At 65.8% G+C, this 14,232-nt stretch carries 12 protein-coding genes; 11 read left to right on the top strand and 1 reads right to left on the bottom strand.

What is annotated here, in order from left to right; genetic code table 11:
• Position 1 precedes the first annotated feature (1 nt).
• The 10 genes from Q0743_RS01720 to Q0743_RS01765 all read left to right on the top strand — a co-directional run bounded on the left by Q0743_RS01720 (position 2) and on the right by Q0743_RS01765 (position 11,199).
• Entirely contained in the window at positions 2-1,480 is a 1,479-nt protein-coding gene (locus tag Q0743_RS01720) for an HWE histidine kinase domain-containing protein (RefSeq protein WP_298239867.1), read from the top strand.
• A 69-nt stretch (positions 1,481-1,549) separates the two neighbouring features.
• Positions 1,550-2,512 carry a LysR family transcriptional regulator gene (locus Q0743_RS01725; protein WP_298239868.1) on the top strand — a complete coding sequence of 321 codons (963 nt, stop codon included), beginning with the start codon at positions 1,550-1,552 and terminating at the stop codon, positions 2,510-2,512.
• A gap of 144 nt (positions 2,513-2,656) precedes the next feature.
• The gene (locus Q0743_RS01730; protein ID WP_298239869.1) at positions 2,657-3,535 is read left to right on the top strand and encodes a shikimate dehydrogenase; all 879 of its coding nucleotides are present in this window, start codon (positions 2,657-2,659) and stop codon (positions 3,533-3,535) included.
• Between the two features lie 58 nt (positions 3,536-3,593).
• A complete protein-coding gene (locus Q0743_RS01735; protein ID WP_298239870.1) occupies positions 3,594-4,724 on the top strand; it encodes an ABC transporter substrate-binding protein in 1,131 nt (376 codons plus the stop codon).
• A 187-nt stretch (positions 4,725-4,911) separates the two neighbouring features.
• On the top strand, positions 4,912-5,787 hold the full coding sequence (locus Q0743_RS01740; protein WP_298239871.1) for a branched-chain amino acid ABC transporter permease: 876 nt from the start codon (positions 4,912-4,914) through the stop codon (positions 5,785-5,787).
• Entirely contained in the window at positions 5,784-6,782 is a 999-nt protein-coding gene (locus Q0743_RS01745; protein WP_298239872.1) for a branched-chain amino acid ABC transporter permease, read from the top strand. Before Q0743_RS01740 ends, Q0743_RS01745 begins: the two co-directional genes overlap by 4 nt.
• Positions 6,779-7,522 carry an ABC transporter ATP-binding protein gene (locus tag Q0743_RS01750; RefSeq protein WP_298239873.1) on the top strand — a complete coding sequence of 248 codons (744 nt, stop codon included), beginning with the start codon at positions 6,779-6,781 and terminating at the stop codon, positions 7,520-7,522. The genes Q0743_RS01745 and Q0743_RS01750 overlap by 4 nt, the downstream gene beginning before the upstream one ends.
• A 10-nt stretch (positions 7,523-7,532) precedes the next feature.
• A complete protein-coding gene (locus Q0743_RS01755) occupies positions 7,533-8,270 on the top strand; it encodes an ABC transporter ATP-binding protein (RefSeq protein WP_298239874.1) in 738 nt (245 codons plus the stop codon).
• Entirely contained in the window at positions 8,267-9,325 is a 1,059-nt protein-coding gene (locus Q0743_RS01760; RefSeq protein ID WP_298239875.1) for a Gfo/Idh/MocA family oxidoreductase, read from the top strand. Before Q0743_RS01755 ends, Q0743_RS01760 begins: the two co-directional genes overlap by 4 nt.
• Complete coding sequence (locus Q0743_RS01765; protein ID WP_298239876.1) at positions 9,322-11,199, top strand: sugar phosphate isomerase/epimerase and 4-hydroxyphenylpyruvate domain-containing protein; 1,878 nt, start codon at positions 9,322-9,324, stop codon at positions 11,197-11,199. The genes Q0743_RS01760 and Q0743_RS01765 overlap by 4 nt, the downstream gene beginning before the upstream one ends.
• A gap of 211 nt (positions 11,200-11,410) precedes the next feature.
• Here the strand turns inward: Q0743_RS01765 and Q0743_RS01770 are convergent, their stop codons facing one another.
• Entirely contained in the window at positions 11,411-12,583 is a 1,173-nt protein-coding gene (locus Q0743_RS01770) for an ABC transporter substrate-binding protein (protein ID WP_298239877.1), read from the bottom strand.
• A gap of 310 nt (positions 12,584-12,893) precedes the next feature.
• On the opposite strand from Q0743_RS01770, the gene Q0743_RS01775 reads away from it, so the two are divergent.
• Positions 12,894-14,156 carry an NAD(P)/FAD-dependent oxidoreductase gene (locus tag Q0743_RS01775; protein WP_298239878.1) on the top strand — a complete coding sequence of 421 codons (1,263 nt, stop codon included), beginning with the start codon at positions 12,894-12,896 and terminating at the stop codon, positions 14,154-14,156.
• The last annotated feature ends 76 nt before the right edge of the window (positions 14,157-14,232 follow it).

The raw sequence follows: 14,232 nt of genomic DNA on the forward strand, positions 1-14,232 counted from the left end.
GGTGGTATCGCTCGCATCGGCGTTGACCCGGGATGAACTCGAGGCTCGGCTTTACGAGGCCGAGGAGACGCTCCGGGCCATTCGCGAGGGCGAGATCGACGCCGTCGTCATCAAGGGCGGGGCTACCGAACAGGTGTTCACGCTCGAAGGAGACGGCCACTCCTACCGCACCTTCATGGAAGCCATGGACATCGGCGCCGCCGCGTTCGACGCCGAGGGACAGTTGCTCTACGCCAACCAGGCCCTGTGCACCTTGCTGGACCGGCCGGCCGGCATGCTCTCGGGACAGGCGCTGCTCGGCATGCTCGATGCCGTCAACCAGACCACGTTCCGCCGGCTTCTCACGCAGGCGCTGCAGGAACGGCAATCCGCTGAAATCCACGTGCGCGTCGGTGACAACGAGAGCAGCTTCCTGCTCACCGGCGCTCCGATCGATTTCGGCGTCGTCAGCGGCGTCGCCGTCACCTTCACGGACATCAGCGAGCGCGAGCAGATCGCCGCCGCCAAGGAATCGGAGCGCCTCGCGCGGTCCGTGCTCGCATCCGCCAACGAGGCCGTCATCGTCTGCGACCGCGCCGGCCGGGTGACCCACATCAATGCCGCCGCCGAGCGGATCTGTGCCGAGGCTCCGATCGGCAAGCGTTTCGAGGAGGCGATCGAGCTGACCTTCGCCGATGCGTCCGAGCTGATGTCCGGCGGCGACATCGTCGCGATGGCCGCCGGCGGCACCCCGGTGCAAGGGCTCGAGGCCGCCGTGAAAACATCGGCGGTCGACGTCACCGACGTCATGCTCAGCGCAGCACCGCTCGTCGTGTCCGGCGAGCGGACGCAGGGCTGCGTGGTGACGCTGATCAACCTGTCGCAGCGCAAGGCCGCCGAGCGTCGCCAGGCGCTCCTGATGGGTGAGCTCGATCACCGCGTCAAGAACACGCTGGCCATGGTGCTGGCGATCTCCGCGCGCACCGCATCCCACGAGCGTACGATCGAGGACTTCCAGAAATCCTTCTCCGGCCGCATCCAGGCACTGGCGGCGACCCACACGCTGCTGTCCAACGCGTCCTGGGAAAACCTTGAGATCAAGGACGTGCTGAGCGTCGAGCTGGCGCCCTACGCGACGCTCTCCAGCGGACGCATCACGCTGGAAGGGCTGGACATCTCCGTTGATTCCAAGACCGCCGTCTCGCTCGGGCTCGTCTTCCACGAGCTGACGACCAACGCGGTGAAATACGGCGCGTTGTCGACCCGGGCCGGCAAGCTGTCGGTGCGGCGGATCGGTCTGCTCGACGACGGTGCCTTGCAGATCGAGTGGGAAGAGCGCGACGGCCCCCTCGTGACTCCGCCGACGGTCTCGGGGTTCGGCCAGACGCTGATCTCGCGCAGCCTCGGCAGCGGCCCCAACGGCGGCACGAAGCTGGAATACCGGCCGACCGGCGTGGTTTGCCAGATCCTGATTCCGAAATACGGCCACTTCCACTCCTGACATATTGTCGCTGGATGGCGGCGCCGCTTCCGTGAGATGATCCCGAGAGAACATTCGGGACATAAAGCGATGATGACGCTGCGCCAGGTTGAAGTGATCCGCGCCGTGATGGTGACGGGCACCATCGGCGGCGCGGCCAAGCTGCTCAACGTCTCGGCGCCCGGTATCAGCCGTCTCGTCAAATACACCGAACGCTCGCTCGGCATCCGTTTCTTCCAGCGCCAGAACGGCCGCTACTTCCCGACCCCGGAAGCCGAGAACATCTTCGAACAGATCAACGGCGTCTACAAGAAGGTCGACGATCTCTCCGAGATCATCTCCAAGATCGGCCGCGGCGGCCTCTCCGAATTGCGCATCGGCTCGGTGCCCAGCATCTCGCAGGTGATGGTGCCGCGCGCGATCGAGCGGGTGCGGCACCGCTATCCCGATCTCGGCATCGACATCAACATCCTCAAGCTAGAGGAGGCCATCGACTATCTCATGCTCGGCCGCGGCGAGTGCGTGGCGATGAGCTACCGCCTGGAGCATTCCGCGCTCGACTTCATGCCGCTCGCCTCGGGCGAGCTGTATTGCATCGTGCCGCCGGGCCACGAGCTCGCCGGCCGCAAGCAGGTCTCGGCCGCCGAGATCACCCGCTATCCGCTGATCGGCATCGATCCCAACGACCCCTATGGGCGGATCATGGCCGAGATCTTCGCGCGCCACCGACTGGACTACAACATCACCATCCGCGCGCGCTTCGGCACCACGGTCTGCGCCCTGGTGAAGGCGGGGCTCGGCATCGCCATCATCGACCAGTTCACGGTGGCCCATGGCGGCTATCCCGGGATCGAGCTGCTGAAGATCACCGAGCCGACGCGGTTCGACACCTACATCGCGGTCAAGCGCGGCGCACCGCTGTCGCTGCATGCCGAGGCCTTCATCGAGGCGCTGCGCGCCGAGATGCGCGCGGTGGAGCCGGCCCGCGGCAACAGCAAAGCTGTGCCGGGCGGCAGCGGCAAAGCCGCGCCGGCGCGCGCGCGGAAGAAATAACATGATGTTAGGTTTGTCGGATAAATGGGTAATTGTGTTAGCCTAGGGAAAGGCTATCGTCAGTGTTGGAAGCCCCCTTGGAATTCCGCGGGTTTCCCCGCTAATGACCGGGACCGAACGCTCCCTTTGAGACGATAGCGAACCATGTCCAAGCGCGGATACGCCGCCAGCAAGAAGCTCCTCACCGGCCTGATCGGCGCGCCGATCGCGCATTCCGCCTCCCCCGCCATGCATGAGCGCGCCGCCGAGGCGCTCGGCCTGCGCGGCCATTATCAGCTCATCGAGGTGGCGGGCGCCGATGCGACCGGCCTCAGCCTGATGCTGGAAGGCGTGCGGCGGCTCGGCTTTGCCGGCGTCAACGTCACCTACCCCTACAAGGAAGCAGTGGTCCCGCTGCTCGACGAGCTGGCGCCCGGCGCATCCGCGATGGGCGCGGTCAACACCGTCGTCGTCAGGGACAACAGGCTGATCGGCCACAACACCGACACCACGGGCTTTGCCCGCGCGGTGGCGCCGCTGCTGGCGCCCGCCGGGAATGCGGTGGCGGTGATCGGCGCCGGCGGCGTCGGCAAGGCGATCGCGTTCGCGCTGGCGAGCCTTGAGGTGACGGACCTCCGAATCTTCGACAGCGAGCCTGCGCGGGCCGAAAAGCTCGCCGCGCTGCTGACCAGGCATGGCGGCGCGCGGGTGGCAGGAAGCGTCAAGGACGCGCTCGACGGCGCGACCGGCCTCGTCAACGGCACGCCGGTCGGCATGCTGCCGAACCGCGACACGCCGGTGCCAGCGGCGTTGCTGCGCGAAAACCTGTGGGTCGCGGATGCCGTCTATTCGCCGCTGATCACGCCGCTGCTGGCGGCGGCGCAGGCCAAGGGCGCGCGGATCATGACCGGGCGGGAGCTTGCGATCTATCAGGCGGCCGACGCGTTCGAACTTTTCACGGGCCTTGCCCCATCGACCGAGGTCATGGGAGAGGCATTCGACGAGGTGATGGCGGCACGAAGCTCGGCCTATCACGCAGCGTAACCGAAGCGGCCGGACACAAGGCCGCGGACCACATCGACAGACAATGGGAGGAGAGACCATGAAGACGACCATTCTGGCAGGCGCCCTGCTTGCCTTCGCAGCTGCAACCAGCGTCCACGCCCAGGCGATCAAGCTCGCCGACGTCGCCGAACTGTCCGGCGGCGGCGCCACCGTCGGCACCAATTGGAAGAACGGCATCGACCTCGCGATCGAGGAGATCAACGCCAAGGGCGGCGTGCTCGGCCGCAAGCTGGAAGTCACCCATGCCGACTCGCAGTCCAACCCGGGCGTGGCGCGCGCCCAGGTGCAGAAGGCGCTCGACGCCGAGCCCTATGTGCTGCTCGGGCCCGGCTATTCCGGCTCGGTGAAGGTGACGGCGCCCCTCGCCGCCGAAGCCGGCATCGCGCAGATCATGGGCGGCGAAGCCGCCGAGCTGACGCAGGCCGGCAACAAGTTCCTGTTCCGCACCTCGTTCGGCCAGCAATCCTCGATGCCGAAGGTCGCGAAATACATCCACGACGAGATGAAGGCGAAGACCGTCGCGGTGGTCTGGGTCAACAATGATTTCGGCCGCGGCGGACGTGACATGGTGAGCAAGGAGCTCGAACGGCTCGGCTCCAAGGTGGTCGCCGACCTCTCGACCGAAGCCGGCCAGGCCGATTTCGCCGCCGACGTCGGCAAGATCAAGGCCGCCAATCCTGACGCCGTGTTCGTCTATCTCAACGAAGAAGAGAGCGCGCGTATCCTGAAAGAGCTGAAGCGTCAGGGTGTCACCGCGCCGCTGATGGGCGAGACCACGTTGATCGGCCAGAAGGTGATCGAGCTCGCTGGCGACGCCGCCAACGGTGCGCGCGGCCATGTCGGCCTCACCACCGACGCGCCGGTCGATCTGGTCAAGCAATTCCGCGAGAAGTTCTCCAAGAAGTACAATTATGTGCCTGATCACAACGGCCTGAAGGGCTACCTCGCCGTCTACATGGTGAAGGCCACCACCGAGAAGATGGGCAAGGTGGATCCGAAGAAGTTCGCCGACACGCTGCACGGCCTCACCATCAAGGCCGCGGACGAGCCGGGCATCCTGATGGACGTCACCTTCAGCGACACCGGCGACATCGACCGCCAGAGCTTCCTGGTCGAGGTGGTCGAAGGCAAGCAGGTCGTGAAGCAGGTGCTGCCCAAGGTGAAGTGAGATTACTTCGCCTCTCCCCGCAGGCGGGGAGAGGCCGGAATTTGCGCCAGCAAATTCCGGGTGAGGGGGACTCTCCGCGAGTCTCTCTGTCACCGTCCTTGCGGAGACTCCCCCTCACCCCGCCCTCTCCCCGCAAGCGGGGCGAGGGAGACGAGAGATCAGGGCGAGGGAGAAGATAGAGGGGAACATGTCCAACCTATTCGATCTTCTGGTCGCGGGGCTCGCCACCGGCGCGATCTATGCGCTGGTCGCGGTCGGCTTCACGCTGCTGTGGCAGACCTCGCAGACCATCAATTTCGCGCAAGGCGAGTTCGTGATGCTGCCGGCCTTCCTGATGCTGGCGGCGATGCATGCGGGCGCGCCGTTCTGGCTCGCGATCATCCTCGGCATCCTGCTCTCGATGATCCTGCTCGGACTCGGCTTCAAGATGCTGCTGGTCGACCCGATGATGCGCCACGGCGTGCTGCCGCTGGCAATCGCGACCATGGCGCTGGCCATCGGCATCAAGGAAGCGGTCAAGCAGTTCTTCAGCGCGGAAGCCTCGCCCTTCCCCTCGATCGTGCCGACCGGTGACGTCTCCATCCTCGGCCATGCCGTCTCGCTGCAAAGCATCGGCGTCCTCGTCGTCGCCATCCTCGCCGTCGTCGGATTGACGACGCTGCTGAACCGCACCTCGCTCGGCCATCAGATGCAGGCGGCCGCGCAGAATCCGACGGTGGCGCGCATCATCGGCGTGCCGGTCGAACGCATGATCCTGCTGACCTTCCTGATCAACGCCTTCCTGGTCGCGCTGGCCTCGCTGCTGATCACGCCGATTTACCTGGCAAAATTCTCCTCCGGCGAGGTGCTGGGCCAGGCCGCCTTCATCGCCGCGATCGTCGGCGGCTTCAACCAGGTACGCGGCGCGATCGCCGGCGGCCTCCTGATCGGCGTGCTCGACAATCTCGCGGCGGCCTATGTCTCGACGCAGTACCGCGCGGCGGTACCGATGATCTTCCTGATTGCCGTCATCCTGTTCCGGCCGCAAGGACTGCTCGGCCGCGCCGAGGAGCGCACCGTATGAGCGGCTTCGCCAAACCCCTGAAGATCGCGCTCGGCCTCATCGTCATCGTCGGACTGATCGTGATTCCCATGAACTTCAACCGCTACGGCCTGTTCATCCTGAGCCAATGGGCGGTGATGAGCATCGCCGCGATGGGACTCAACCTCACGCTCGGCTATGCCGGCCAGGTCTCGCTGGCGCAGGGCGCGTTCGTCGGCATCGGCGCCTATGCCGCGGCGATCATGACCACCCATGGCTGGCCGCTGCCGGCCGCGATCCTGGTCGCGATTGCCTTGAGCTTCGCGGTCGGCTGGGTGCTCGGCTATCCCGCGCTGCGCGTGCAGCACCACTATCTCGCCTTCGTCACGCTGGCCTTCTCCACCCTCGCCTTCCTGGTGTTCCGCAACGAGAGCTGGCTCACCGGGGGCATCTACGGCATCTCCAACATTCCGCGCCCGCACGTCTTCGGGTTCGCGACCAACAAGCCGCTGCCGTTCTACTATGTCTGTCTCGGCTCACTCGCAATCGTGTCGCTCGCGGTGTGGTGGCTGATCCGCTCGCCCTGGGGGCGCGCCTTCATGGCGCTGCGCGAAAACCCCTTGCGCGCGCAATCGCTCGGCATCGACACGCGGCGCTACACGCTGATGGCCTTTGCGATCGGCTCGGCGCTGGGCGGCGTCGCCGGCGCGCTCTATGCGCCGCTGACGCAGTATATCGATCCCGTTCCCTTCAACCTGTCGCTCTCGCTCGACCTGCTGATGATGGTGATCGTCGGCGGCGCCGGCTTCTATTTCGGCCCGTTCCTGGGGGCGATGATCGCGGTGCTGCTGCCGGAATGGCTGCGCTTCACGGAAGGGTATTATCTGATGCTCTACGCGATCGCGGTGATGCTGCTGCTGATCTGGTCGCCGACCGGCATTCTGGGGATCCTCGACCGCTATCTCGCTGAACGCCGCACCAAGGCCGCCTCAGCGTTGCGCGCCGTCGCAAAATCGCGCCTGGAGACGGCACAATGAGCGCGGTCCTCGAAGTCAGCGACATCAAGAAGAGCTTCGGTGGCATCCACGCCGTCAACGGCGTCTCTTTCGACGTGCGCGAGGGCGAGATCCTCGGCCTGATCGGACCGAACGGCTGCGGCAAGTCCACGCTGTTCAACTGCATCCTCGGCCAGCTCACCCCAAGTGGCGGCGAAGTGAAGCTCGACGGCAAGCTCGTCACGGGCCTGCGTCCCTCCGAGCTCAACAAGCTCGGCGTCAGCCGCACCTTCCAGCTGCTGCAGGTGTTCCCGAAACTCTCGGTGCGCGAGAACCTGATCCTCGCGGGACAGGAGCACCAGGGCAACATGGCCTCGCGCCTGGTCGGCCGCTCCGACGCCGGGCTGACGGATGCCGCCAACCAGATGATCGGCTTCTTCAAGCTCGACCATCTCGCCGACGAGCCGGCCGGCGGCCTCTCCTACGGCCAGCAGAAGCTGCTCGACGCCGCCATGGCCTTCATGGGCGGCCCGCGCCTCGTGCTGCTCGACGAGCCCGCCGGCGGCGTCAACCCGTCGATGCTGGCGGACCTCAAGGACCGGCTGGTCGCGATCAACCGCGAGAAGAACGCAACCTTCGTCGTGATCGAGCACAACATGGAATTCGTGATGTCGCTATGCTCGCGCGTGATGGTGATGGCGGAAGGCAGGGTGCTTGCGATGGGACGCCCGGACGAGGTGCGCAAGAACCCCGCCGTGATCGAAGCCTATCTCGGACATTGAGGAGGAGACCATGAGCGAGCCGATCCTCTCGGTGCACAATCTCGTCGGCGGCTACGGCAAGATGACGATCTTGAACGGCACCAATTTCTCGGTGCCGCCGGCCACCATCACCACGATCATCGGCCCCAACGGCGCCGGCAAGTCCACCGTATTCAAGGCGATCTTCGGCCTGCTCAGGCTGCGCGAAGGCAAGATCAGCTTCGCCGGCCGCGACGTCACGAACTTGAGCCAGCGCGCGCTGCTCAATGCCGGCATCTGCTACGTGCCGCAGGGCCGCAACATCTTTCCGGAGTTGTCCGTCCGCAGCAACATCGAGCTCGGCGGCGTCGCGGCCGGCAAGGGCCTCGATCTGCCCGCGCGTATCGAGGCGGCGCTGGATCTGTTTCCGGCGCTGCGCCGCAAATCCGCGCAGCAAGCCTCGACGCTCTCCGGCGGCGAGCAGAAGCAGCTCGAGATCGCGCGCTCGCTGCTGCTGGAGCCGAAGCTCGTCCTGATCGACGAACCCTCGATCGGCCTGTCGCCGCTGATGGTGCAGCAGACCTTCGACATCCTGAAATCCCTGCGCGACCGCGGCGTCACCATCCTGATGATCGAGCAGAACGCGCGCTCGGCGCTGGAGATCTCCGACATCGGGATCGTGCTCGAGCTCGGCCAGACCCGCATGGTCGACGACGCCAAGCGCATCCTGAACGACCCCCGCATCGGCCAGCTCTTCCTCGGCGGCGCCATGGAGGAGAGCGCGGCATGAGTGCGCGCATGCGCATCGCCGTTGCCGGCGCCGGCCTGATCGGCCGCCGGCATATCGAGTTGATCGAAGCCTCGAACGATTGCGAGCTCGCCGGCATTGCCGACCCCTCGCCTGCTGCGAAGGACTATGCGCAAGCCCGCAATGTCGCCTGCTATGCCGACCATCGGGCGCTGCTGGCGCAGGAAAAGCCCGACGGCTTGATCATCGCCTCGCCCAATACGCTGCATCTGCCGATGGCACTCGATTGCGCGGCGGCGGGGGTGCCGGCGCTGATCGAAAAGCCGGTGACCGAGACCGTCGCCACCGCGCAACGACTTTGCGCCGCCGTCAGGCAGACCGGCGTGCCGATGCTGGTCGGCCACCATCGCCGGCACAATCCGATCATCAAGGCCGCGCGCGAGGCGGTGACGAGCGGCCGGCTCGGCCAGCTCACCGCCGTGGTCAGCCTGTGGCTGTTGAAGAAGCCCGACGACTATTTCGAGGTGACCTGGCGCCGCGAGCCCGGCGGAGGGCCGCTGCTGATCAACCTGATCCACGACATCGACAATCTCCGCTTCGTCTGTGGCGAGATCGCCGAGGTGCAAGCGCTGACCTCGAACAAGGTGCGCGGCTTCGCCGTCGAGGACACCGCCGCGCTGCTGCTGCGTTTTGCGAATGGCGCGCTGGGAACGGTGACAGTGTCCGATGCCACTCCGGCACCGTGGAGCTGGGAGCTGGCATCGGGCGAGAACGCTGCGTACCCCAAGCAGGATCAACCCTGTTACATTTTCTCCGGCACCAAGGGATCGCTCTCTGTTCCGAACATGGAGCTGTGGTCCTACGCCCAGCAGCCCGGCTGGTATGCGCCGCTGTCGCGCGAGACGATGACACCAGCGGCGTTCGATCCGCTGGTCGAGCAGCTCCGGCATTTCTGCGCGGTCATCCGGGGTCAGGAACAGCCTTTGATCACGGCCGAGGATGCGATGGGAACACTCGCCGTCGTCGAAGCCGTCAGCGAGGCCGCGCGCACGGGCCAAAAAGTTTCACCGGGGCGGATCATGGAGCAGGCCGCATGAACAAGCGCTCGATCGCCACCGTCTCCCTCTCAGGCCCTCTCGACGAGAAGCTCCGCGCCATCGCCGCCGCAGGTTTCGACGAGGTCGAGATCTTCGAGAACGATCTGCTCTCGTTCGGCGCAGGCCCGCGCGACATCGCAAAGCTCTGCGGCGATCTGGACCTGAAGATTTCGGCGTTCCAGCCGTTCCGCGATTTCGAGGGCATGCCGGAGCCGCAGCGTACCCGCAACTTCGCCCGCGCGGAGCGGAAGTTCGATTTGATGCAGGAGCTCGGCACCGATCTCTTGCTGATCTGCTCCAACGTCTCGCCCGCCTCGCTCGGCGGCATCGACCGTGCCGCGGACGATTTTCGCGAGCTTGGCGATCACGCCGCCAAGCGGGGCCTGCGCGTCGGCTACGAAGCGCTGGCCTGGGGCCGCCACGTCAACGATTACCGCGATGCCTGGGAGATCGTGCGGCGCGCCGATCATCCCGCGATCGGTGTCATCCTCGACAGCTTTCACGCGCTGGCGCCGGGGTTTCCGACCCGTGCGATGGCCTCGATCCCCGGCGACAAGATCTTTCTGGTGCAGCTCGCGGACGCGCCGAAGCTCGAGCTCGACATCCTGTCATGGAGCCGGCACTTCCGCTCCTTCCCCGGCCAGGGCGATCTACCGGTCGGCGCGTTCATGGCGGCGATTGCTGCAACCGGCTATGCCGGACCGCTGTCGCTGGAGATCTTCAACGACCAGTTCCGCGCCGGCTCGGCCGCGCAGACCGCACTCGACGGCCTGCGCTCGCTGATCCTGCTGGAGGACCAGCTTGCGCCGGATTGGCCGAAATTTGCCGCCGAGCCGCTGGCCCCGAAGGCGAAGAGCCGCGGCACCGGCTTCGTCGAGTTTGCCGTCAACGAGAGCAAGGCCGGCGACCTCGCCCGCCTGTTCTCGCAGCTCGGCTTCCGCAAGACCGGGGCGCATCGCAGCAAGGCCGTGGAGCGCTGGTCTCAGGGCAAGGTCGAGCTCGTCATCAACAGCGAGACCGACGGCTTTGCCCATTCCCACTACGTCACCCACGGCCCCGGCGTCTGCGCCATCGCGCTCGACGTCGACAATGCCGGCCTTGCCATGCAGCGCGCCGAGACGCTGAAGGCGCGCACCTTCTACCAGCCGGTCGGGCCGGGAGAGCTGGAAATCCCCGCGATCCACGGCGTCGGCGGCAGCCTGCTCTATTTCCTCGATCAGGCCGGCAAGAATTGGGACACCGATTTCGAGCCCGTCCCCGTCCCTGGCGATGCCAGCGCGGATGCGCTGCTCGCCGTCGATCACATCGCGCAGTCGATGCCCTATGACGAGATGCTGTCCTGGCTGTTGTTCTACACCGGCATCCTCGATTTGAAGCGCCTGCCGCAGATGGAGATCGCCGATCCCAGGGGCCTCGTGCAGAGCCAGGCCATCGTCAATGCCGACCAGAGCCTGCGCTTCGTGCTCAACGGCTCCTCCGCCAACCGCACGCTGCCGGCGCGCTTCATCTCGGAGTTCTTCGGCTCAGGCGTGCAGCACGTCGCGTTCTCGTGCCGGGACATCTTCGCGACGGTCGCGGCGATGCGCAAGCGCGGTGCGGATTTCCTCGACATCCCCGCCAATTATTACGACGACATCGAAGCCAAATACGATCTCGCGCCGGAGCTGATGGCGCAGCTGCGCGCCAACCACATCCTCTACGACCGCGAAGGCGACGGCGAGTTCTTCCAGGTCTACACCCACATCTTCGACGAGCGCTTCTTCTTCGAGATCGTCGAGCGGAGGGATTATCAGGGATTTGGCGCAGCCAATGCCGGCATCCGCCTGGCAGCGCAGGCGCGCGAGGTGCGGTCGGCCAGCATGCCAAGGGTGTAGGCTCTCTCCACGCCGTCATTGCGAGGAGCGGAGCGACGAAGCAATCCAGAATCCCTCCGCGGAAAGACCCTGGATTGCTTCGCTGCGCTCGCAATGACGATGTGGGAACTATCGAGGAATTCGCTGTCACCGTCCCAGCGGAGACTCCCCCTCACCCTGACCCTCTCCCCGCACGCGGGGAGAGGGGAAGAAGCAGCGGGAGGCATCAACCTCACTTCATCGCGCACTTATCGTGGAAGCGATCCTGATCGTTCTCGACGATGGTCGCCACCGTCTTCAGCGAGAGCTGGCCGTCGCCGTCCTTGACCACGTCCTGCAGGTAGAAGCTCTGCACCGGGATGTGGTTCTTGCCGTACTTGAAGGGACCGCGCAGCGACTTGAAGTTGGCCTTCTCCATCTCGGCCTTCATCGCGTCCTTCTTGCTGGTGTCGCCCTTCACCGCGACCACCGCGCTGTTGATCAACTGCGCCGCGTCATAGGCCTGCGCGCCGTAATAGGTCGGGCGGAGACCCGTGTACTTCTTGCGGTAGTCGGCGACGAAGCGCTTGTTCTGCTCGTTGGGCAGGTCGTTGACCCATTCCTGCGCGCCGGGAACGCCAAGCGCGTTGTCCTTCTGCAGCGGCAGCGACAGCTCGTCGACGGTGAAGGCCGTGTAGAGCGGCATCGTGCTCTTCAGGCCCGCCTGCGCGTATTGATTGAGGAACTGCACGCCGGCAGCCCCCGGATAGAACACGAAGATCGATTCCGCGCCCGAGGCGCGCGCCTTGGAGAGCTCGGCGGAGAAATCGAGCTGGCTCGGCCAGACCGTGTATTCCTCGCCCTTGACCTCGCCCTTGAAGGTGCTCTTCACGCCCGCCAGCATATCCTTGCCGGCCGCGTAGTTCGGCCCGATCAGGAACACGCTCTTGACGCCCTTCTGGTTCATGTAGAGGCCCATGGCGGCGGGCGTCTGGTCGTTCTGCCAGGAAGTCGAGAACACGTAGGGTGAGCACAGCTCACCGGCGAGCTGCGAGGGGCCGGCATTGGCCGAGATCAGGAAGGTCTGCGAATCCACCGCGGTCTTCAGCGAAGCCAGCAGCACGTTCGACCAGATGTAGCCGACGATGAAATCGACCTTGTCGGACTGCACCAGCTTCTCGGTCTTCTGCTTGCCGACGTCGGGCTTCTGGCCGTCGTCCTCGTAGATGACCTCGACCGGCTTACCGTCCATCTTGCGGCCCATGTGGTCCAGCGCCAGCTCGAAGGAGTTGCGCATGTCGTTGCCGATCACGGCGGTCGGGCCGCTGAAGGTCGAGACGAAGCCGATCTTGATGGTGTCGCCGGCGAAAGCCGGGCTCGCCAGCACCAGCGCCGCTGCGCCCGCCAGCCAGAATGCCGTTTTCATAATCACTCCCCTCCTTATGATTGAGCCCGCAAGCGGGGTGATCGCCGCCTTGGGCCTTCTCTATTGAACGCAAAATCTGTCGAGCCGCCAATGGCTCAGCGCCTGCCCCTGCACCATATTTCGCCCCGATCGGAGATGGCAAGAAATATAATGCTACTTACTTCGGCCAAGGCCTGACCAGGCCTGCGGCGCTTTTTCGCGCCGGATCGATACACCCCGCCTATGCCGCGATTGACAACCTCTATTGGACCGCGACGGCCGATCCGCACTTAAATGAGGACAAAGCAGCAGCGAGATTCGAGGGCGTATCATGGCCGCACATCCCCATCGCGTCGTTATCGTCGGCGCCGGCTTCGGCGGGCTGGAGGCGACCTACCGGCTGGCAGGCGCTCCGGTCGAAATCACGCTGATCGACCGCCGCAACCATCATCTGTTCCAGCCGCTGCTCTATCAGGTCGCGACCGCCTCGCTTGCGACCAGCGAGATCGCCTGGCCGATCCGCCATCTCATGCGCGACAGGCGTGAGGTGACGACGCTGTTTGCGACCGTGAGCGGCGTGGATTCCGCACGACGCTGCGTACTGATCGACGACGGCAGCGAGGTGCCCTACGACACGCTGGTGCTCGCGACCGGCGCACGCCACGCCTATTTCGGCCATGACGAATGGGAGGCATGGGCGCCCGGCCTGAAGACGCTGGAGGATGCGACCACCCTGCGCCGGCACATCCTGGTGGCGTTCGAGCGCGCCGAGCGCGAGACCGATCCGGCAAAGCGCGCGGCGCGGCTGACCTTCGTCATCGTCGGCGCCGGCCCGACCGGCGTCGAGCTCGCCGGCACCATCGCCGAGATGGCGCATCACACCTTGCCCGCCGACTTCCGCAACATCGACACCCACAAGGCGCGCGTCGTGTTGATCGAGGCGGGACCTCGCGTACTCGCGGGCTTCCCCGACGACCTCTCGGCCTACGCGCAGGCCTCGCTGGAGAAGATCGGCGTCGAAGTCGTGCTCGGGCAGGCGGTCACCGAGATCAATCGCGAGGGCGTGGTGTTCGGCGGCAAGCTGCTCGAGGCCAAGACACGGATCTGGGCCGCCGGCGTGCGCGCCTCGCCCGCGGCCGAATGGCTGGGTGCACCCGCCGATCGCGCCGGGCGCGTGCAGGTGGAAGCCGACCTCACCATTCCAGGCCATCCCGAGATCTTCGCGATCGGCGACACCACCAGCATCAACGCCTGGAACGGCAAGCCGGTGCCCGGCATCGCGCCGGCGGCGAAGCAACAGGGTCGTCATGTCGCGGAGACGATCAGGGCGCGGCTGCGCGGCGAGAACAAGGGTGCGTTCCGCTACAAGCACTCCGGCAGCCTCGCCCAGATCGGCAAGCGGCTGGCTGTGATCGACTTCGGCAGGGTGAAGCTGCGCGGCGCCATCGCCTGGTGGATCTGGGGCATCGCCCACATCTACTTCCTGATCGGCCTGCGCCACCGGCTCAGCGTCGCGCTGAGCTGGCTCTGGATCTACGCGCGCGACCAGCGCGCGGCGCGGCTGATCACGCAAGGGAGCAGCAAGGTGGTGTAGGGACGTTTCTCTTACCCTCCCCTGGAGGGGGAGGGTCGGCTCACATGGAGCGCAGCGAAATATGAGACGGGGGGGG

It is taken from the genome of uncultured Bradyrhizobium sp. (genome assembly GCF_936943645.1).
Classification (GTDB): domain Bacteria; phylum Pseudomonadota; class Alphaproteobacteria; order Rhizobiales; family Xanthobacteraceae; genus Bradyrhizobium.